The organism is Marinomonas sp. (assembly GCF_965225885.1).
Taxonomy (GTDB): domain Bacteria; phylum Pseudomonadota; class Gammaproteobacteria; order Pseudomonadales; family Marinomonadaceae; genus Marinomonas.
This window is the reverse complement of sequence record NZ_OZ245329.1, coordinates 2,691,645-2,712,617: the sequence shown is the minus strand read 5'-3', so window position 1 is coordinate 2,712,617 and position 20,973 is coordinate 2,691,645. Positions and strand designations below refer to the sequence as shown.

Below are 20,973 nucleotides of genomic sequence, written 5' to 3'. Positions count from 1 at the left end.
TCTACAGTAAAGAGATTTGTTGCGAGAGCAAACTTGCCATATCAGTTTTGAAAAACGGCAGGATGCTATCGGCAATAGGCTCAATCTGTTTTTCGATGTAATGCTCGTAATCCAAATCGATCAAATCCTCTTCGCTTTCATAAGGCACCACGCCAGAACGTTGATAAAGGTAATAAACGCGCTTTCTCCCTTTGTTGTATTCTAAGGGAAGTCCCTGCTCTGCTCTTTTTTGATCAATCATTGCTGCCGCTCTGACGTGGGGCGGCTTGTTTTTGGTGTAAGAAGACAAAGGGCGACTCAATTGTTTGCTGTAGACTAACTGGTTGTCATAGCCACCCGCTCTCAATTTCTCGATGGTCTGTTGAATATAAACAATGGGATTTTCATCATTAAAGACTTTTTCAAACAAGGTACGCTGAAATTGCCTTGCCAAAGGCGTCCAATCAGTTCGGGCGGCTTCCAAACCTTTAAAGACAAGTTCTCCCTTTGATTTTCCTGCGTAGCGTTTTTTACTACCTTCCTCTTGACCACGTATGGTCGGCATAAAGAAACGCTCGTAAACCCTTTCGAATTCTAGCTCTAAGTGGGAGTCAAGTTGTGCGTATTCCTTACACCAGTTTGATAAACATACATTGATATCGTCACGCAGCTGCTCACCTTGTTTTTGAGGATCGTCTAGATCACTGTTAAGTGTTACAAAAAGAGAATCGGTATCGCCGTATATCACTCGAGCGCCCCGTTCTTCCATCCAAGCCTGGGTTCTGCCTAACAATTCATGACCACGCATGGTGATAGAACTTGCCAATTCTGCGTGATAAAAGCGACAAACGTTTGACCCCAAGACGCCATAAAATGAATTCATAATGATTTTAATGGCGTAGCTTAAAATTCCATTACCAACTCTTTTCGCCTCTTCTCGCGCTTGAGCAAGCTCACCGACTAATGATGGCAAAATAGCTTGCTGGCGATCAAAATGCGCTCCCAAAAAACCCGGAACAAGCTGAGGCACTGATGTTTTATCTTGAATGGAGGAGTTGCCCGAGTGTTGAGCACTGATACGAGCTAAAGGATCCACGTAAAAGGTACGAATAATACTCGGATACAAGCTTTTGAAATCGAATACTAAGACATTTTGATATAACCCTGGAATGGATGACATAACGAAACCACCGGGACTGGCGACAAAGTCATCGTCACTCCAAGCGGGTGCCACCCAACCGGCAGTATGCAATCGAGGTAAATACAGGTTTTCAAAAGCCGCAACTGAACCGCCAGTTTGCTCGAACGGAATCCCAGTTAAGTCGACACGCGTTTGCTGTAACTCGATGAGCTTGAGCTTTTCAAAGATGCGCATTACAAGATCGCAGTCTTGAAGATTGTAGGCAATAAAAGCGTCTAAATCTTCCCTGTGCAGTCTTTCTATTTCTTGCCAGCGTTCGCTGCCGTGTAATAGCTTGCCATCATCAAGGATCTCGTTGCTGACATTGTTTAGACTGTAGGACTCAAAATGATAACCGCCCACTTTCAATAAAGTGATGCCGTCTAACGCTACGCGTCCGGGAATGCTGGCAAAATATTTGCCTTGGTTATCGGATGAACGAATATTCCAACTCTCGCCGTTTACTCCAAATGCTGGACGAATCCCTAGAATCTGACAGCGCTGATCAATAAATTGCAAATCAAAGCCAATTAGATTCCAACCAATAAAAATGTCTGGGGAATGTTTTTTTACATAACGAATAAACGCCAGTAATAAGCTTTTTTCATCACTGAAACGACGAATAATTGGAGAGGTGGTTTCTTGATTCGTCACGATAAAAGCGACTCGTTGATCTCGTGACGTAATACCTATGGAAAGCAAGGTGTTGCTTGAAACAGAGGTTTCGATATCAAGTGACCAAACATTCCAATCCGGCTGCCAATCACCAGCAATGACTCTGGCTTGGCGGAAAGTCTGATGACTTGAATCGGGCACACCAATAAAACGTACAGCGCCGCGAATATTACGTTCCATCAAATATCGATTGTGAGCCTTAATATCTTCTTCAAACACAGAGAAGCCATTACGCTTTACCAAGTTAATCATTTGCTGGTGGAGTGTCAGGCTGTTACTTTGAACGAACACAACTGGCTCGTTATTGAATGACTTCAAGACGGATTCAGAACATTGCACGCCTGTGATATCAGCAGGAAGACAATCAAGCGGGGCATCAGTAAAAAATACACTAAGCTGCCTATCCGGAAGGACTTTTACGGTTCCTTCCGGTGTCTTTATAAAAAGGCTCATTTCAATGTGGCCGCTAGCATCTCGTGTGTGACGGCTCACAATATAGCCAGTTTTTTCTACAAACATCTAAACAGCCTAGTATTTTTAAAAGTACATCAATCAAAAACGCTTATGATACATTTTTAATTATAACCCACGCAGTAAAAGCATGGGCGGCACTTTTAGCACAGTCCTACTGGCAAATATACCAATGGTTGAAATGACGACAACACCAATAGTTGGTCCTAACAGCCATAACAGTGGGTGAAAGCTCGCCTCAGCATTGAATACAAAAACCTGTAAACCCAATAAGCAGGTTTCTGCACCTATGGCGGCAATAAGACCGGCAAAGAATCCAAGGGCACCAAATTCAACTAACAAAGCCTGTCGCACTAACGCACCTCGTGCTCCTAATACTCGCAATAAAGCGCCTTCCTCTAAACGCTCTTCTAATGTCGAGCGTACACTGGCCAACAACACCAAAGCGCCGGCACTCAGAATACAAAACAACACCAACTGAATCGCTTGGGACAATTGCCCTATTATGGTTTGAATTTGTTTCAAGATATCGCCTACATTCAAAATAGACACCGTAGGGAATTTTGCCATGGATCGATAAAAAGACTGCGCGTCAGTATCACTAACAAACAAACTACTCACAAAGTTGGCCGGATAATCTTCTAACGCACTCTTCGGTAAAATCAGATAAAAATTAGGCTGCATTGAGCCCCAGTCAACGGTACGAACAGAAGTAATAGGCAAGGTAACAATGGTGCCACCAATATTAATGGTCAGCTCATCGCCTATTTTTAAATTAGCTTCATTAGCGGCCTTCTGTTCGACTGATAAGCCTTCAGCTGAAAAATCGCCTTCGACAAGTTCGTTGCCCTTTCCAAGCGCGTCTGACCAAGTGAGGTTTAATTCTCGCTCATAGAGCTCTGGTTCACCTCTTTCCTCAGGATAAAGGGACTGAATCGTAGTGTCATTCACTGCAGTAACACGACCACGCACCATTGGATACCAATCGGATTTTTTGAGACCTAATAGAGTCGTCTGTTCATTAATCGGATCAATTTGGTTTGCTTGTACATTGAATAAATAATGATTTGGGGCATCCTCTGGAAGTTGTTGTTGCCAGTCAGCAATCAAACTTGATTTCACGCCAATCAAGATCAGAGTCAGCATAATAATTAAAGTGAAGACCAAAAGTTGAAACAGGTTTGGAATCAATCTTCTGTATAAAGAAGCAAGACCTATTTGCCAACCACTGGTTGCACCGGATGTTAATGAGCGGCCTAATTTAAACGCAACCCAACCAACGGCGGCGACAAACAGCGCAATCCCCAAAATGGCAGCCGTCATAATACTTGAAAGTAGGAAGCCATTGGTATACAAGCACATCAAACCAAACATACCAATAAAACCGATGACGTAAATCGCAACGCCATTGAGTTCAATTTTGGCGTTAGATTGTAGAACGGATAATGGTGAAATTTTGATAAGGCGTGACATCAAGGGGAGGCAAAAAACCACCATGGATATTAAGCCTGTCGCCGCACCTAACCATAAACGACTAATAGATGGCTCTGGCAAAGTGGTCGACATCAGCCCAGACAGCAAAGAGGCGATTATTTCCTGCAAAACCCAACCGATGCCCAAACCTATCACAGCACCAACAGCAAATAATATGAACAGCTGCAGGAAGAATAATCGACCTAATAACTTCGGTGTTGCACCAATAGTTTTTAAAATGGCAACTTGCATCAAGTGACGTTTTACAAATCGAGCCGAAGCTAACGCCATGGCGACACCTGACATGACAACGGCTAAAGTACCAGCTAATAATAAAAAGGATTCCGCACGACCAATGGTATCGCCGATACGCTCTCCTCGCTGAGTTGGAGTTTGCCAGCGCTGGCCTTCGGTTAACTGTGGCGTTACCCAATTCTCATAATTCTCAAGCGAGCTTTTACTTCCTGCAAGTAAAAGAGAGTAACGTACTCGGCTACCGGGGATAATGACATTGGTCGCTGCAAGATCCGCCATATTCATCACGGCACGAGGTGAAATGGCAAACGCAGAAGTACTGGAACCAGGATCTCGAACTAAATATTTGCTTACTTTAAGCGAGGCATCGCCTACTTCAACCTGATCACCAAGGTTAATTTTAAGCAAGCTAGCCAAACGTGACGACACCCAAACTTCGCCTTGCTTCGGCGTATCTGTCGAACTTTTACCTGTGCCAAATAAAACATCGTCGACAAGGTAAGCGCCTTTTAATGGATAACTATCGGTAACCGCACTTAATTGAGAAAGCTGAAGTGAATCACCTGCAAACATCATGGTGGTGAAAGAGGTTCTTTGCGCGGTTTGCAAAGAAAGCTCATTGGCTTTGGTCTCCCATTCTTCAGGGATAACGTCATCTGAACGAATTAAGCGATCAGCGGCCAATAGATTGGCGGACTCTTGCTCGAAGGACAATTGCAAACGATCAATGAACAAACCAATTGAGGTAACTGTGCTCACTGAGATGACCAAAGCCAACAAAAGTGTGATTAGGTCACCACTACGAATGTCTCGAAACATTAAGCGAAAAGCAAAACTCATAAGGATTTTTCCGTTAGCTGACCTGCAGACATGATCAATTGACGTTCGCACATTTTGGCAAGTTCATTATCATGAGTCACCATTACCAATGTCGTGCCTTGGGATTGATTAAGATCGAATAGCAATTTAATAATCAATTTACCATTTTCTTCATCCAGATTACCGGTTGGCTCATCGGCGAAGAGTATTTTAGGATTTGAAGCAAAGGCACGAGCAATGGCTACGCGTTGTTGCTCACCACCAGAAAGTTGGTTTGGGTAATGGGTCAAACGATGTGACAAGCCGACTTTCTCAAGTAACGCCTCAGCCTTTTTTCGTGCCTCTTTATCGCCTTTTAGCTCGGCCGGTAACATGACGTTTTCAATAGCTTGCAAACTCGGCAAAAGATGAAAAGATTGAAAGACAAACCCCACATATTGACCACGAACGAGCGCCCTTTGTTCTTCTGATTGGCTAGAAAACTCTTGATCATAAATAAAAATATCACCGGATGTATTGACATCTAAACCAGCGAGCAAACCTAATAGTGTGGACTTGCCTGAACCAGATGAACCGACAATAGCAACGGATTCACTTTCCTTGATTTCCATATTGATTCCTTTCAATATGGTTAAATTCCCTGTATTCGATGTGACTGTATGAGTTAAATTAGATACTTTAATCGCGGTGTTTTTAGCCATGGTGATTCACTCTAAAAAGGTTTGGTATGTTTTTAAAAAAGCAATTAAGGCAACTATGTACAATAATCACACTGCTATTTATTAGTTCGTTTGCGTCGGCCTCTACTTTACTTGTTATGGGAGACAGCCTCAGCGCGGCATATAACTTAAGACAACAAGATGGCTGGGTTAGTTTACTCGAAAATCAACTTTCTCAATCGCATCCAGAAATAAAGGTTGTAAATGCCAGTGTTAGCGGCGAAACAACACAAGGTGGTTTGTCTCGCTTCAATGATCTTTTAGCCACCCACAAGCCCAATTGGGTCGTATTAGAACTTGGTGCTAATGATGCTTTACGTGGTTACCCTCTCAATCAGACCACATTGAATTTAGAAAAAATGGTTGAGCAAGCTCACGAAGTCAATTCGACCGTCTTATTGATTGGCAACCAAATTCCACAAAACTATGGCAAGCGCTATACACAAATGTTCTTTGATTTGTATAAGGATATTGCTACTAAATACAATATCGCTTACCTGCCCTTTATGCTGGAAAATGTTGCGCTAAACAAAGAACTCATGCAAAACGATGGCTTGCATCCAAACAAAGCGGGCCAACCTATCGTACTGCAAAATATACTCCCATATTTACTACCACTATTAGATAACACTCAGTAAAAAAATAAGGAAAGTCAGATGAAGGCGGTTTTTCTAGACAGAGGTTCATTTCCAGAGCAAATTAATATTCAACTACCAACACAAATCCAAGACGTTGTTGAATACGAAAACTCGTCTCTTGAACAGGTAGCCGAACGCATAAAAGATGCCTCAATTGTACTGACGAATAAGTCCATTGTAGATGCTGACGCTATCAAGGGCGCTGCAAATTTAAAGCTGATCCAAGTGATGGCTACAGGCATGAATAATGTAGACCTAGATGCTTGCAAAGAAAAAAACATTACCGTTCAGAATGTCGCTGATTATTCTACGATTAGTGTGCCTGAACATACCTTTGCCATGCTATTAGCACTCAGAAGAAACTTGTCGTCTTATTTAGACGCGGTAAAAACTGGGCGCTGGGCTTCTTCCGAGTATTTTTGTTTTCTTGATTACCCGATTAAAGATTTGGCTGGCTCAACGATGGCTATCATAGGTGGCGGAACTTTAGGCAAAAGAGTCGCAGCCATTGCACTCGCTTTTGGAATGAAGGTGGTTTTTGCTGACCGAAAAGGCTCTGAGAGCACGAGGGCTGGCTATATCGATTTTGAAGAAGCCTTAAAGATCGCGGATGTCATCAGTATCAATTGCCCATTAACACCAGAAACAAAAGATCTAATCAGCGATGCTGAATTTGCACTAATGAAACCAAGCTGCTTATTACTAAATATCAGCCGTGGTGGCATTGTTGATGAGCATGCGCTGTTACGAGCTTTTGAAAACAACACCATCGCTGGTGCGGCTTTTGATGTTTCAACACAAGAGCCTATGCCATTAGATCATCCGCTTCAAAGGCTTGCCAAAGAGCCAAACTTTTTACTGACGCCACATATTGCTTGGGCCAGTGATGAAGCCATGCAAACCTTGGTCGACATGGCGATGGAAAAAATAACCTCTTTTATAGATAAGCCAGAATGACGTTAGAGATTTTATTTCAAGACGAACACTTGGTTGCCGTCAACAAACCGGCTGGCTTGCTGGTACATCGCACGAATTTGGCCAAAGACGAAGAAGATGCGGTCGTTCAAAGGTTAAGAGATCAAACTGGGAAATGGGTCTTCCCTGTTCATCGGCTTGACCGAGGAACTTCCGGTGTATTGGTTATGGCATTTAGTCCAGAAGTAGCAAGACGTCTTTCCGCTCAGTTTGCTGAATCTAAAACACAAAAAATTTATCATTGTTTAGTGCGAGGTTATTGCGATGAAACGGGGGTTATTGACTACCCTTTAGCAAAGTTGAATGAGCAAAAAGGTCGATCTCGTTTTAAAATCGAAGGCACTGAAAGAGAGGCTGAAACAAGTTTCACTCGGCTAAGTCAATATCTACTTCCTATCCCTGTGAGTCGCTATGACAGCATGCGTTTAAGTTGGCTAGAAGTCACTCCCAAACAGGGTCGAAAACATCAAATTCGCCGACATTTCAAGCATCATTTAAATCCGCTTGTTGGTGATTCTTGTTATGGTTGCCGTCATATAAATAAAGTTGTCAAAGAGATCTGGAAGGAAGATTTTCGACTAATGTTACATGCTTCAAGTCTTGAATTTACTCACCCTATAACCGAACAAGTCATTACCTTGAAAGCCGATATTAGTGACAAAATCACCAATACCCTTAACAAACTTGAATGTTATCGAACTTAGCTATTTTGTAATGCGACTCTTCCGTTACTGACCAGCGAAAAATCCAGCAATCATGGATTTTCGGATCTAAATTTATCGCATTTTTCTGAATTTCATTCACTTCAAAGCCACAAGAAATAAGGACGTTTATTGAAGCTTTATTGTGATCTGCTACTTGTGCATACACCTCTGTTATACCAACACTTGCCCAAACAATCAGTATGTGTTTCAACACGTGCTTTGCAATGCCTTGATTGGTGAAATTTTTGGCAATACGATAAGACACTTCTACGGATTTGTGATCTAACATTTGCCCATTAAATCGCCCTATCAACACATCGTTTGGTAAATAAACTAGATACTGTAGATGCTTCCATTCACTTCTAAGAAGGCGCTTAAAGTATATTTCGGTTTGCTGGCATAACACTTGATTTGGTAAAAACTGGGAAAACCAACCTCTGTTACGGAACTCAAAAAGCAAGATACTTCTAAGGTCTGCTTCGGTGGCTTGTCTGATTTTTAGTATATTTTTCATTTTCAACACGCATTTTTAAACTGGTATTAGAATTAGCTTAGTGCAGATTTTAGCTAAATGTCGAATAATACAATTTTTATCTGATTCACTTTTATTGAAATGCTAAAATACTGTATTTCAACGGATGGTAGAGGTTGTCAAAATCCATGAAGAATCGAAACTTAGTGTATTCAACAGATCAAGGTAGACTTTGTCCAAATTGCGAGCGTTCAACTGCTGACTGTGCGTGCAAAAAAGAAAGTATTATTGGAAATGGAAAAGTTCTCATAGCCTTAGAAACTAAAGGCCGTAAAGGTAAAGGGGTTACTGTCATTACCGGACTTCCACTTACGGAAGACGCCTTAAAAACTTTGGGTAAAAAGCTAAAAACTCAGTGTGGTACCGGTGGCGCAGTGAAAGATGGCCAGATTGAAGTGCAAGGCGATAACCGACAAAAGGTCAAAGAGCTACTTGATAAAGAAGGCTTTTCTAGTAAATTTACGGGTGGTTAATGGCTATTAACATTTTTTAGAATTATTATATTCTTGTTTTCAAGAGTAAGAAGACGTGACAATGACGTTATAAGATCGAAGCCGTAATGTTACCGAGCTTTCGAGCTCATTTATGAAATATAAATCACTACCAACGAAATGGGACGTCCTGGTTGTGAGTAGTAGTGGCAGCAGAGGTTCCGATGTTCCAACATAATGTTAAGCAAGCTAATCAACTAATGCGATCAGCGATACCGCTTATGGTGAAGCTGGAAATACCACCTACTCCCTATAATTATGGGATATGGTATGAATATGCTTCCAATAGAAATCCGCAACTTAATCAAGTCGTAGATCGTACCTTACGTCGATTTGGTGGCTTACCCGCTTTCGTTTCTCAAGAGCTATTTAATGAATTTTTATTGCCAGAAGAGTTTCAGAATGCCCACCGCCAAGGTTTTGTATTAAAAGACCTCACTACAAATTTAGAAACAAACACAACCAAAATATCCGGCGAATTGGAAAAATTCAGCGACACACTGCGAAGTACAAAAATGGCGCTTAAAAATGCCAAAGAAATAGGCCAAGTTGAACGACTTGCTCTTCTTCTTGAGCAAGGCGCCTTTAAAGCCAACCAAGCCGTTGAAGTATTTAGTGATGCCCTACTTTCAGCTCAAGAGGAAATAGCAACGCTTCGCTCTGAGCTATTAGATGTAAAGAAAAACACCGAACTTGACCCAATGACCTTATTGGCTAATGAAAAAGGTTTTGAACGGTCGTTATTTACCTTAGTTCCTTACGCCGAAGATGATTTAACTTTATTACTAATTGATATCGATAATCTAGGTGAAATTAACCAAGAGTACGGCACTAAAGCAGGCACCTCTCTTATTCGATACATAGCAAAACTATTGCTAAGCTTGCTTCCAGAAAACGGTTTTATTGCGCGTCTGGATGGTGGTCGTTTCGCGATTCTAGTAAGCGAAACTGAGCTGAGTGTCGCATCTCAGTTGGCCGAATCTATTTGCAATGAAGTGTCAATCCAAAAAATTCGTTATAAAAATACCAAGGTATTGCTACGGCAAGTGACAGTCTCCATAGGCGTTGCTACTTTGTTTGGGGATGAGAGCCCTAGTGAATTAGTTCAGCGCTCACAACATTACTTACTGTACGCAAAGCGATCGGGTAAAAATCGAATTGCTCATCACGAATAAACAACTATGTTTAAGGTAACACTATGATGGATAACTTGGATCACAAAGATCGCATTTATTTTGAGGTTCGCGATTACGAGTGTGATATGCAGGGAATTGTTAATAATGCGGTTTATCAGAACTATTTAGAGCATGCTAGACATCAATTCATCAAATCCAGAGGTCTGGACTTCGCTGAAATTACCAAGCAAGGAATACATCTTGTCTTAATAAAAGCTGAGCTGGAATATAAACGATCCTTGCAGAGTAGCGATGCCTTCTACATTCAAACAAGTATCGAGCGAATATCTCAGCTCAAGCTTAATTTTATTCAGCAAGTACATCGCTCTGACAATGACCAAGTAATATTAAGTGCAAAAATGACGGTTACATCAACCAGTAAGGAAGGCAAACCTATTATTGACCATTTGGTTGCATCCTAAATCAACAACTTGTTGAATACTGTTTAGCAGTATTCAACTAGTTATTATGAGGAAATTATGCAGGTATTAGCTGGACCGCTATTACGGAGGATGACAGCGGATAGACTAACGTTTTGGTTGATGACCACAGAGCCTGTTACGATAGATCTGACGTTACTCCAAAATGGCAATATTTTATCAACGCTAAACACCACTCAAATAGCTGAATACCATACACAGCTAAAAGCTGGTGATAACCTTTTCATCCAGCTTCTTGATATTAAGCTAAGCAAGGCTTTACCAACGGCCCAAGCTATTCATTATGATCTTCGGCTTAATGATCTTGATTGGACTCACTGGGCCGAGGATCTTGTTTATCCTAATCAGCCATTCCCATTTTTCATCATTCAGCCCATGATAACTAACATATTGCATGGTTCTTGCCGCAAGCCGCATCACCCAAGCAAAGATGGATTGTTACGGGTTGACGAGCTCTTGCAAAAGACCGCTCCCAACGATTGGCCCAGCGTCTTGATGATGAGTGGAGATCAAATCTATGCCGATGACGTCGCTGCGCCAATGCTATGGGCTATTCATCAGCTAATCCCTCACCTTGGCATGCCTGACGAAAAACTCCCCTGTGTAGAGATTGATAGCGCCCATAAACTGCATAAAGAAACCGCTTACTATTATGCACGAGAAACACTTCTACCAGAAAATAAGCTTAACCGTGGCATGATAGATCAATTTTTTGGTGGCGTACGAAAACCTGTGTTCACAACCGACACCGCCCAAAATCATTTAATTTCATTGGCGGAAGTCCTCGCCATGTATGCCCTTGTTTGGTCACCTAAAGGCTGGGAGCTAATATTTGAGAATGGAGTCATATCTCAACCATCGGGATTATCCGATGAACATAAAGCCATATTTTCAAAGCAAACCCCTATAATAGAAGAATTTGCCAAAGGTTTGCCTAAAGTTCGTCGTGCACTTGCGCACCTTCCTGTGGCGATGATCTTCGATGATCATGATATTACAGACGATTGGAACCTTACCGCGGCTTGGGAAGAAACGGCCTATAACCATCCCTTTTCATCTCGTATCATTGGCAACGCCTTACTCGGCTATCTAATGTGCCAAGGATGGGGAAATACGCCTGAATATTTTTCGACCGGACTGATTAACGAAGTCCAAAACGTGCTTAATAATCCCGGGGATAAGAATCATGATGAATTATTACATCAGCTCTTTCGCTTCTCGAAATGGAACTACACTTGGCAGACATCACCCCCTCTTGTAGTACTAGACACTCGCACTCATCGTTGGCGCTCTGAGAAATCACTGGAAAAACCTTCAGGACTCATGGACTGGGAGGCATTAACAGACCTCCAACAGCAACTGAAGGGTCTAGAAGCAGTTGTGCTTGTATCCCCCGCGCCCATTTTCGGAGTTAAACTAATAGAAAGCATTCAGCGGATATTTACTTGGGCTGGAAAGCCACTGATGGTAGATGCTGAAAACTGGATGGCGCACCCCGGCTCGGCCTATGCCCTAATGAATATGTTTAGGCATAACCAGACACCAAAGAACTTCGTCATACTTTCAGGAGATGTTCACTACTCTTTCGTTTACGACATTCAACTACGTGGGAATAAGCGAGAATCTGACCTATGGCAAATAACCAGTAGCGGAATTAAAAATGAGTTCCCGAGGAAGTTGTTAGATATATTTGATCGCCTAAATCGATGGCTTTATTCGCCGCGCTCACCACTCAATTGGTTTACTCGACGACGAAGTATGAAAGTTATGCCCCATAAACCTGAAACAGCAGCGCATGGTGAACGCCTTCTTAATGCCTCAGGTGTTAGCTTGGTAACACTGAATAAAGATGGCTCGCCATCTGAAGTTGTGCAAATGTGTTCGGACGGCAAAGACATACACTTCACACTTTCTGAACAAGATGCCACATGGGAATAAGAAAACGAATTCACTAAATTAAAGACGAAAAAAAAGACATCATAAGATGTCTTTTTTCAAATAATGGCGGTGAGCAAGAGATTCGAACTCTTGATGCCTTTCGACATACACGCTTTCCAGGCGTGCTCCTTCGGCCACTCGGACAGCTCACCAAAACTTTTTTACGTCATGCGTAATTTGTGCGCGTATTTTAGTGATGCAGAAAAAAGATTGCAACTAATTTTTATAAAATTAACCTTAAAAATTAACCTCTTACCCATTCAAGATGATTACTAAGATCAACCCCTGGAATATTCTCTGGTTTTTCTTTTGGCGTACCAGCATAGATAAGACCAACAATTTGATCATTGTCTTGCAGCGATAACAGCTCTTTGGTTTTTTGAGTAAAGCAGGCTGGACCGCTTCGCCACATTCCACCATAACCCAATGCATTTAATCCCAATAAAACTTGCTGTGCTGCAGCGGAAGCCGCCATAACCTGCTCTATGGGAGGCACTGTAGGGTGATCTTGGATTTTGGCATAAACCAATAAAACAGCTGGAGCTCGATAGGCCTTTTTAATAAAAGCCTCTTTTTTACTCTCTGGCATCGTGTCAACTTCAGACAAAGCGTGATGCCAATAAATCTCTCCCAGCTTTGCTCGCCCTTCTCCTTCAAAAATACAAAAACGCCAAGGTTTAAGGTTCCCATGGTCTGCAGCTCGACTTGCAGCACTAAGAATAGACTCCCATTCACTCTCGGTTGGCGCTGGTAAGTTAAGCGCAGGCTGGGATACACGATTACGCATGAATGTTATAAATTCTTTACTCATAAAATATTTTATTCCACTAACATAAAAGAAACTGTAAGTTAAAAAGATGAGTTTCTACAGTTTAATGATAATGAATATCACATACATCGCGCTGGGGTCTAGGAGTTTTTATGTCAAAGTGGTTAATCTGGACATTGCTTGAATTAAGTACTTTTTTATTATTGGTCAACAGTCTTTTTCTGTGGCTTTCTCATTCTCTGACCAAGAAAAAACTAGACAATCAAGCTAGCACAAAACCCTCTATGGAAACTTCAGATAGCACTTACGAAATAGATAATTCTAAAGTTTATAAAGGTTTAGCTCATTACTTGGATTTGCAGATTAATTTTGCAGCGAACTCCATCATCTCAGAGAAGCTAGATCAACATGAAATTAATAGATTAAAAATTTGGGGGACAACACTGAAGGCCGAAAGAGCCATTTTACTAAATCAAGTAAGTGAAAAGCCTAAGCCAATATTGAATCGCTTTTTATCTAGCTTACTGTACGCGCTATCCGCCCCAAAACTACAAACAACCAATGTTAATGAGTTACATCACAATTTAAAAGAAATGGAAGATGAATTTTATCAGGCAACAGAAATACTAATTACAAAAGAATCTCTATCAAAAAATCAAGCCTTGTTAAATGAAGATTTACGAAAAAATATTGACCGAGCAACAAAGCGCATTAAGCAATTAGAAACAAAAAAGTCAGAACAACAACGCCTACAAATTGAAATTGAAGACTTACGGAAAAAAATTAAAAATTTAGAGCAAAGGCAATTTGAACACCCAGATGTTTCTTCTAAGTTCAGCTTGCAAGTCCCGACAGCCCAAAAACAAGATACAGCTATACGCAACGCTTCTTTTAAACAAATATCTAGCTTAAGTAATCTTTCTGATCGGCAAAAAATGGTGATAGAGCAGCTTAAAAATGAAATTGATAAGGCCTACAAAAACAATAACTCACATGCCGCTATTGAGGCACAGAAAGTTGCAATCACCAAAATGGAGCGCATGTCTAAAGAGTCCCAATCTCTGATATTGCAATTAGAGACAGAACTTGAAGCATCAAACTTATCTATTACCTCATTACGTCAAGACATTAACGCAAAGGATGCAAAACTTGCGGAGTTAGAAAGGCAGCTAAGTCAAAGTAATGAAACGGCTATTGGCAATCTTCAAGCCTTAAGCGCTAATAAAAAAGAAGCTCTAGTTTCATTGCGTGATGGTCTGAATAGTGCACTTGAAAATATGTCATCAGACAGTCTTATTGAGCAAGATAAAGATGCCAAGATGCTGGAACGGTTGCTTCATGAGTCAGAAACCTGCGTCACTTTGTTGGCTCAAGAATTGAAAACAGCAGAAAACACCAACAATGAATTGAAACAAAAAGTAGAAGCACTTGTTCAGAATGATGTTCATGGCTCAATAAGTCAGTCAAAAACCCTTATTGAACAAAGAGAAAAAAATAGGCAATTGGTTCTGGTGACAACAGAGCTGAAAAAGAAATTAGTAGATGTAGTATCAAGTAAAGATTACCAAACACTCAGAGCGACATATAACAAAAAGAGTCTTGAATGTGATCGCCTACAGTTGGCATTTTCTGATTTGGAAATGAAATATTTAGGAACGCTAAACAATTAGCCGCCCCTAAATTGGGGCCAAATTATTTTACTTGAAAATCAAGCATTCTCTGTAAAGGAACTAGAGCCTTAATTCTAGTTTCTTCTGATACATGAATCTCGCCAGAATTATCTCTGAGCGAATTACGAAGCATTTCCAAGCTATTTAACGCCATCCAAGGACAATGAGCACAACTACGACAATTTGCGCCTGAACCTGCCGTAGGAGCCTCTACGAATCGCTTATTTGGCGATGCTTGCTTCATTTTGTAAAAAATCCCTCTGTCAGTAGCGACAATAAAGGTATCGTTTAACATATTTTTTGATGCATTTAGCAATTGCGACGTTGAGCCTACCACGTCAGCCACCTCAACTACTGCTTCAGGCGATTCTGGATGAACCAGTACGGCGGCATCAGGATAGATGGCTTTTAAATCTAAAATGCCTTTTGCCTTGAACTCTTCGTGAACAATGCACGCTCCATCCCAAAGGATCATATCAGCGCCAGTTTCTCGCTGAATATAACCACCTAGATGTTGATCTGGTGCCCAAATAATTTTTTCGCCCTGCTCGACAAGGTGATTAACAACATCTAAAGCAATACTAGAAGTTACAACCCAATCGGCGCGCGCTTTTACTGCTGCAGATGTATTTGCGTATACAACTACTTTGCGATCAGGATACTGATCGCAAAAAGCAGAAAACTCTTCAATTGGACAGCCAATATCTAACGAGCAAGTTGCTTCAAGTGTTGGCATTAAAATTGTTTTTTCAGGGCTCAGTATTTTTGCGGTTTCACCCATAAACCTAACACCCGCAACAATAAGTGTCTTAGCGTCATGGTTTGCACCAAAGCGCGCCATCTCTAAGGAGTCAGCTATAATTCCGCCAGTCTCTTCTGCAAGCTCCTGAATGGCATCTTCAGTATAATAATGAGCAACCAAAACAGCATTCTTTTGCTTAAGTAAGGATTTGATCTCGGCACGAATCTGATCGTCATCCACAGATTTAATTTCAAGGCTTTTTTCAGCTTCAGACAAATGCTTTTGGACAGTATCGCGAAGTGCTGCTTTATTGAAAAGTTCGGACATATCATTACCCCTTAAGAAACTGGGAGCGGAATGAGTGTTTTTGGTGGGTCGTACTGGATTCGAACCAGTGACCAATTGATTAAAAGTCAACTGCTCTACCAACTGAGCTAACGACCCAAAAATCACAAAAGGAATAAAAAATGTTGGTGGGTCGTACTGGATTCGAACCAGTGACCAATTGATTAAAAGTCAACTGCTCTACCAACTGAGCTAACGACCCAACGGGTTGCGTATATTACAGAGCCCGCTGAGGATTGCAAGTTATTTAATTTTGCTTAAATATCCTGCTGCTAGTTTAGCTGCTTTACTATCGGGAAACCGTCTAATCACATCCTGTAAATAAGACTTAGCCTTTGCTGTATCACCTAGTTGATCGGTCACAGTACCTAACTTATACAATGAGTCTTGCTCTTTGCTATGCCCTGGAAAGCTCTTAATCACAGTAGAAAATGCATCTATTGCTTCTTGAGATTTTCCTTGAACCAACTTAACTTCTCCTAACCAGTAATAGCCATTACCAGTTAACGTGTTGTTTGGGTAATCTTTTACAAACTTTGTTAATGCAATTTCTGCCTCATCAAAATTTCTCTGAGGAATTAGATTATAAGCATCATTATAGGCTTGCTGAGATTGTGCCGTTGGTGGAGGTAAATTAACGGGCACTAAGGGCGAAGAAACTAATGAATTAGTTGGGGCGGGGACTTTTACGGCCGTCACTTGAGTGTTAGCGGGTTGCTCTACATTTTGCACAGGAGCTGAAGAGTACTTCGGTTCATTTGCAGATGCAGACATTAGTATGGATATTCGCTTATCAAGATCAATATAACGATCTCTCTGACTCTCTTTCATCAGCTTTAATTCATGACCCTGATCTTCTAATTGTCCACGAAGGCTTTGAACCTCCTGTTGCAGTGTTTCCAATTGAAAAAGCAGGTCGGCAGCAGCACTTGGTGAAAGGCCACCGCTCGCTTGTGGAGCCTCAGCTAATGCAAATGGTGCTGTGAAACACAGCACCATTGCAAAAGAGCGAATTTTTAATTCTTTAGAGATCATTATTCGTAACGAACTTCAACTCGACGATTTAACTGCCAAGCATTGCTATCATGACCGAAGGCAACAGGAACTTCTTCACCAAAGCTAACTGTTTCAATTTGTGAAGCAGCAACACCCTGAATGGTCAAATAACGGCTAATGGCTTTAGCTCGACGCTCACCTAGAGCCATGTTGTATTCGCGAGTACCACGCTCATCAGCATGACCTTCTAGAACAACACGAGCATCAGGGTGCGATACTAAATATTCAGCATGCTTAGCTAGAGCTTCACGAGATTCTGGACGTACAATTGATTTATCAAAATCAAAGTAAAACACAGTCTCAACACCAGCCAAAGAATCCATGCCGTTGTCTTTAGCGGCTGTATTCTCATCTACAATAACAGTTGTCATTGTATCATCTTGACCTGCACCAAATGCTTGGTCAGTGTTTTCTACTGCTCCATTTGTTTGCTCAGTTGAATTGGCATCTTCAGCAACAGTTGAAGAATCAGTATCTGTTGCCGTTGTGCTACAACCTGCAATCCAAGCTGCAGACAAACCAATTACAGCAAACTTACCTAGTTTTGTTACACTCATTATTCACTCCTCAATGTCTTTATTTGAAATACGGGGACCAAGATGGTTCTCGTACATCTCCGTCTGCTGATGGTAACCTATATTTTACAAGACCATCAACGGATACTACGGCTAAGATACCCTTTCCTTGATAGGTTGTGGCATACATCACCATGATACCATTTGGCGCAATGCTTGGCGATTCGTCTAAATAAGTCTCTGTGAGAACTTGAACTCGACCTGTTTTCATATCCTGAAGTGCAATATGATAATTACCATCGTTCTTTTGAACGGTCACAAGATAACGACCATCTGGCGTCATTCTTGCTCTGGTATTCAGATCTCCTTCAAAGGTAACCCTCTCTACACGCTTACTATTTACATCTAATCGATATATCTGCGGATTACCGCCTCGATCAGATGTGAATACAATTCCTTTACCATCTGGTTCCCAGCTTGGTTCAGTATCAATTGCATAATGGTTTGTCATTCGCTCCAGTTTTTGTGTCGCGATGTCTAAAGTATAAATCTCAGGATTATTATCTTTAGATAATACTAACGCTAGTTTCTTTCCATCCGGTGACCATGCTGGCGCACCATTCAGACCTCTGAATTGTGCAATTTGCTGACGGTTACCTGTTGCTAATTCCTGAATAAAAATATTCGGACGTCGGTTTCTAAACATAACGTAAGCAATTTTTCGACCATCCATACTCCATGAAGGAGATAGTATAGGCTCTTTTGATTCAACAACAACTTGTGGACGATGCCCGTCAGCATCGGCAACCTGCAATTTAAATAATGGCGATTTTTTATCGCCCTCAGCAGTAACATACAATATTCTGGTACTAAATGCCCCTCTAGTTCCAGTCAATAACTCGTAAACTTTATCACTAATATAATGCGCAGCATCACGAAAGTTTCTTGAGCTAACATCAATAGAGCTGTGTTTTTGCACTGTTTTTTGACTTAAAACATTTAATAGTTCAAAGCCTATTCTGTATTGATTATTAGGTAGCTTTTTAACAGTACCAATAACAACATAGTCACTTTTAAGAAGACGCCAATCTCTATAAAACACATCAGATTCTTTTGATGGCATGCTTAGCATATTAGAGCGAGGTATTGGTTGAAACAAACCACTACGCGCCAAATCTGCCTCTACAATCTGAGCAACATCTTCAGGCAGTGCATCCATACCTTCATAGCCAAAAGGCACAACAGCAATAGGTAATAACTGGTCTGCGCCACTCGTTATTTCAATAACTAATTGAGCTCTAGCTGAACTCACGAATATTAAACAAGTAAATACTACACTCAACCATTTTTTAAACATCATTAGTTTCTCAAATCTTGTGGGTTAAAAATTAAATCTACCTGACGAAAATTTCGTTCAAAAACATACGAATCCACTTTCGATAATTCTTCTATTCTTCTTACCTTATAAACAGCATCAACTGCTCTTTGGTCAAATAAAGCATCGCCACTACCTTTAGTAACTTGAACATCTCTTACTTCACCATTAGGAAGAAAATAAATTCGTAATTGAGCTTTCATATTATTTCGTGCACTTGGCGGGCGAATCCAAGCAGCAGTAACCCTGTCATTTATTAAGCCACTAATAGACTGGACCATTTGTGCTTCATCTGCGGCTCGCTGCTTCGCCTCTTCTGCTGCAGCCTTGGCGGCGGCCTCTTCAACTTTCTTCTTCTCTGCCAATTTGACGGCTTCTTCTTGACGTTTGCGCTCTTCTTCTGCCAATCGGTCAGCCTCTGCCTTATGGGCAAGCTCTTGACGCTGCTTTTCATTAGCCTCTTCAGCTAAGCGTTTTTTCTCTGCTTGCTCTTGGGCCAAACGCTTACTTTCTGCTTCTTGTGTTGCACGTTTTTGCTCAGCTGCTTTTTTCTTTCTTTCCGCTTCCTGTCTTTGTTTTTCTGCTTTTTCTTTCGCCTGTTTGGCTTGGGCAAGTTGCTTTTGTTTTTCTTCTAACGCCTTACGTTGAGCCTCTTTAATTCTATTTTGCTCAGCTTCTTTTTTCTTTTTTTCTGCTAATGCTGCAGCTTGTTGTTTGGCTGCCTTTTCATCAGACTCCCTTTTACCTATTGTGGTTTGAGAGATATCAACGACAGTAGCATTAACAATAGGCGGTCTTTTGGGTTTTGGGACTTCATTATCACTAAAATCGATAACAACTAACCCTGCTATAACAATACCTACGTGCAAACCTATGGCCAGCAATGTTGGAATACTATAATTGTCACTACGTAACCATTTCATTAATTTTTATCCGGCTCAGTCACTAACCCTACATTTGGAACACCGGCACCTTGTAGTGTAACCATAAGGCCAATAACATCTCCGTAAGAGACATTTTTATCCCCTCTTACTAATACTGACATCTTTGGGTTCTGGCTCAATACTTTTCTCACTCTATCCTGTAATTGAGATAAAACTATGGGTTCTTGCTTACCACCGACATCCAAATAGTATTTACCCTTAGCATCTACCGAAGCAATCATGACATCATTTTCAGTGTCTTGTATTGGTGCGGCGTTGGCGTTTGGTAGTTCTACATCAACACCTTGCGTAAGCATCGGCGCTGTAATCATAAAGATAACAAGTAAAACTAACATGACATCAATGTATGGAACGACATTGATTTCAGCCATTGGACGACGTTTGTTTCTTCTTCTTGAGCGAGCCACTATGCAGCGCCTCCCTCTCTTACATGTACCTTACGATGCAAAATACTGGTAAATTCATCTGCAAAATTTTCATAGCTAGAACCAAGAGATTCCGCAGTAGAAGAGAAGCGATTATAGGCAATAACGGCAGGAATCGCCGCAGCTAAGCCAATAGCGGTTGCTATAAGCGCTTCAGCAATACCTGGAGCAACGGTTGCTAATGTTGCTTGTTGCACCTCTGCTAATCCGATAAAAGAGTGCATAATCCCCCATACAGTACCAAATAAACCAATATAAGGACTGGTTGAGCCAACGGTTGCCAAAAATGGTAGATGCTGATCAAGCTTTTCTTCTTCTCGATAAAGCGCCACACGCATTGCCCGTTGAACTCCTTCCATGATGGCTTCTGGATCAACATTGTGACTTTGTCTTAAACGAGTAAATTCTTTAATGCCAGAAGTAAAGATATTTTCCATACCTTCTACTTTACGACCTTCTTGTGTGAGCTTACGATATAGCTGGCTCAAGTCTATCCCAGACCAAAAACTTTCTTCAAAAGCGGTACGCACTTTTCTCGCTTCTTTTAAAACACGAATTCTTTGAAATATTACAATCCATGAAAATACAGAAGCGGCCAGCAGAATCAACATTACAAGCTGAACCACAAAACTAGCACTGGCGATAAGTCCCCAAATTGACATTATTAA

Annotated in this window: 20 protein-coding genes and 3 tRNA genes; 8 read left to right on the top strand and 15 right to left on the bottom strand. The window is 41.2% G+C overall.

Translation table 11 applies throughout. The features are described from left to right. Nucleotide 1: 1 nt before the first annotated feature. Genes ACO05V_RS12950 through ACO05V_RS12940 form a run of 3 tightly spaced genes read right to left on the bottom strand, consistent with a single transcriptional unit; the run spans nt 2 to nt 5,553 of the window. Entirely contained in the window at nt 2–2,353 is a 2,352-nt protein-coding gene (locus ACO05V_RS12950; protein ID WP_421851988.1) for a DNA polymerase II, read from the bottom strand. A 60-nt stretch (nt 2,354–2,413) separates the two neighbouring features. Continuing rightward, nucleotides 2,414–4,873 (bottom strand): ABC transporter permease, encoded by a 2,460-nt coding sequence (locus ACO05V_RS12945; RefSeq protein ID WP_421851985.1) that lies wholly within the window; start codon nt 4,871–4,873, stop codon nt 2,414–2,416. Next, nucleotides 4,870–5,553 (bottom strand): ABC transporter ATP-binding protein, encoded by a 684-nt coding sequence (locus ACO05V_RS12940; RefSeq protein WP_421851982.1) that lies wholly within the window; start codon nt 5,551–5,553, stop codon nt 4,870–4,872. Before ACO05V_RS12940 ends, ACO05V_RS12945 begins: the two co-directional genes overlap by 4 nt. A 26-nt stretch (nt 5,554–5,579) precedes the next feature. Here ACO05V_RS12940 and ACO05V_RS12935 point away from each other — a divergent pair, with 26 nt between their 5' ends. From ACO05V_RS12935 to ACO05V_RS12925, 3 genes are read left to right on the top strand one after another with little or no spacing between them, the layout of a single operon-like run. After that, the gene (locus ACO05V_RS12935) at nt 5,580–6,209 is read left to right on the top strand and encodes an arylesterase (RefSeq protein WP_421851980.1); all 630 of its coding nucleotides are present in this window, start codon (nt 5,580–5,582) and stop codon (nt 6,207–6,209) included. An 18-nt stretch (nt 6,210–6,227) separates the two neighbouring features. Continuing rightward, on the top strand, nt 6,228–7,166 hold the full coding sequence (locus ACO05V_RS12930; protein ID WP_421851978.1) for a D-2-hydroxyacid dehydrogenase: 939 nt from the start codon (nt 6,228–6,230) through the stop codon (nt 7,164–7,166). Next, nucleotides 7,163–7,888: a pseudouridine synthase gene (locus tag ACO05V_RS12925; RefSeq protein WP_421851975.1), complete on the top strand. Its 726-nt coding sequence runs from the start codon at nt 7,163–7,165 to the stop codon at nt 7,886–7,888. The genes ACO05V_RS12930 and ACO05V_RS12925 overlap by 4 nt, the downstream gene beginning before the upstream one ends. Here ACO05V_RS12925 and ACO05V_RS12920 read toward each other — a convergent pair. Beyond that, entirely contained in the window at nt 7,860–8,402 is a 543-nt protein-coding gene (locus ACO05V_RS12920; protein WP_421851972.1) for a GNAT family N-acetyltransferase, read from the bottom strand. The two genes, ACO05V_RS12925 and ACO05V_RS12920, sit on opposite strands and share 29 nt — an antisense overlap. 146 nt (nt 8,403–8,548) lie before the next feature. Here ACO05V_RS12920 and yciH point away from each other — a divergent pair, with 146 nt between their 5' ends. The 4 genes from yciH (at nt 8,549) to ACO05V_RS12900 (ending at nt 12,464) form a co-directional block, all read left to right on the top strand. Next, complete coding sequence (gene yciH / locus ACO05V_RS12915) at nt 8,549–8,893, top strand: stress response translation initiation inhibitor YciH (RefSeq protein WP_421851969.1); 345 nt, start codon at nt 8,549–8,551, stop codon at nt 8,891–8,893. A gap of 182 nt (nt 8,894–9,075) precedes the next feature. Then, nucleotides 9,076–10,086 (top strand): GGDEF domain-containing protein, encoded by a 1,011-nt coding sequence (locus ACO05V_RS12910; protein WP_421851966.1) that lies wholly within the window; start codon nt 9,076–9,078, stop codon nt 10,084–10,086. A 23-nt stretch (nt 10,087–10,109) separates the two neighbouring features. Beyond that, on the top strand, nt 10,110–10,508 hold the full coding sequence (locus tag ACO05V_RS12905) for an acyl-CoA thioesterase (RefSeq protein ID WP_421851963.1): 399 nt from the start codon (nt 10,110–10,112) through the stop codon (nt 10,506–10,508). 57 nt (nt 10,509–10,565) lie between these two features. Next, nucleotides 10,566–12,464 (top strand): alkaline phosphatase D family protein, encoded by a 1,899-nt coding sequence (locus ACO05V_RS12900; RefSeq protein WP_421851960.1) that lies wholly within the window; start codon nt 10,566–10,568, stop codon nt 12,462–12,464. Between the two features lie 64 nt (nt 12,465–12,528). Here ACO05V_RS12900 and ACO05V_RS12895 read toward each other — a convergent pair. After that, nucleotides 12,529–12,616: transfer RNA gene (locus ACO05V_RS12895), tRNA-Ser, on the bottom strand. A gap of 92 nt (nt 12,617–12,708) precedes the next feature. Continuing rightward, nucleotides 12,709–13,275, bottom strand: coding sequence for a nitroreductase family protein (locus ACO05V_RS12890; protein WP_421851957.1), 567 nt, complete (start codon nt 13,273–13,275; stop codon nt 12,709–12,711). A gap of 110 nt (nt 13,276–13,385) precedes the next feature. On the opposite strand from ACO05V_RS12890, the gene ACO05V_RS12885 reads away from it, so the two are divergent. Next, nucleotides 13,386–14,903, top strand: coding sequence for a hypothetical protein (locus tag ACO05V_RS12885; RefSeq protein WP_421851954.1), 1,518 nt, complete (start codon nt 13,386–13,388; stop codon nt 14,901–14,903). 22 nt (nt 14,904–14,925) lie between these two features. Here the strand turns inward: ACO05V_RS12885 and nadA are convergent, their stop codons facing one another. From nadA to tolQ, 9 genes are all read right to left on the bottom strand, one after another. Continuing rightward, nucleotides 14,926–15,972, bottom strand: a complete 1,047-nt coding sequence (nadA, locus tag ACO05V_RS12880; protein WP_421851951.1) for a quinolinate synthase NadA — start codon at nt 15,970–15,972, stop codon at nt 14,926–14,928. A 41-nt stretch (nt 15,973–16,013) separates the two neighbouring features. Continuing rightward, a tRNA-Lys gene (locus ACO05V_RS12875) sits at nt 16,014–16,089 on the bottom strand. A gap of 27 nt (nt 16,090–16,116) precedes the next feature. After that, nucleotides 16,117–16,192 (bottom strand) — tRNA-Lys (locus tag ACO05V_RS12870). 41 nt (nt 16,193–16,233) lie between these two features. Then, complete coding sequence (gene ybgF / locus ACO05V_RS12865) at nt 16,234–17,025, bottom strand: tol-pal system protein YbgF (RefSeq protein WP_421851948.1); 792 nt, start codon at nt 17,023–17,025, stop codon at nt 16,234–16,236. Continuing rightward, nucleotides 17,025–17,603: a peptidoglycan-associated lipoprotein Pal gene (gene pal / locus ACO05V_RS12860; RefSeq protein WP_421851945.1), complete on the bottom strand. Its 579-nt coding sequence runs from the start codon at nt 17,601–17,603 to the stop codon at nt 17,025–17,027. Before pal ends, ybgF begins: the two co-directional genes overlap by 1 nt. Nucleotides 17,604–17,622: 19 nt before the next feature. Beyond that, nucleotides 17,623–18,921 (bottom strand): Tol-Pal system beta propeller repeat protein TolB, encoded by a 1,299-nt coding sequence (gene tolB, locus ACO05V_RS12855; protein ID WP_421851942.1) that lies wholly within the window; start codon nt 18,919–18,921, stop codon nt 17,623–17,625. Next, nucleotides 18,921–19,859: a cell envelope integrity protein TolA gene (gene tolA, locus ACO05V_RS12850; protein WP_421851939.1), complete on the bottom strand. Its 939-nt coding sequence runs from the start codon at nt 19,857–19,859 to the stop codon at nt 18,921–18,923. Before tolA ends, tolB begins: the two co-directional genes overlap by 1 nt. Further along, the gene (gene tolR, locus ACO05V_RS12845) at nt 19,859–20,287 is read right to left on the bottom strand and encodes a protein TolR (protein ID WP_421851936.1); all 429 of its coding nucleotides are present in this window, start codon (nt 20,285–20,287) and stop codon (nt 19,859–19,861) included. The genes tolA and tolR overlap by 1 nt, the downstream gene beginning before the upstream one ends. Continuing rightward, complete coding sequence (gene tolQ / locus ACO05V_RS12840) at nt 20,287–20,967, bottom strand: protein TolQ (protein WP_421851933.1); 681 nt, start codon at nt 20,965–20,967, stop codon at nt 20,287–20,289. The genes tolR and tolQ overlap by 1 nt, the downstream gene beginning before the upstream one ends. Nucleotides 20,968–20,973: the final 6 nt, after the last annotated feature.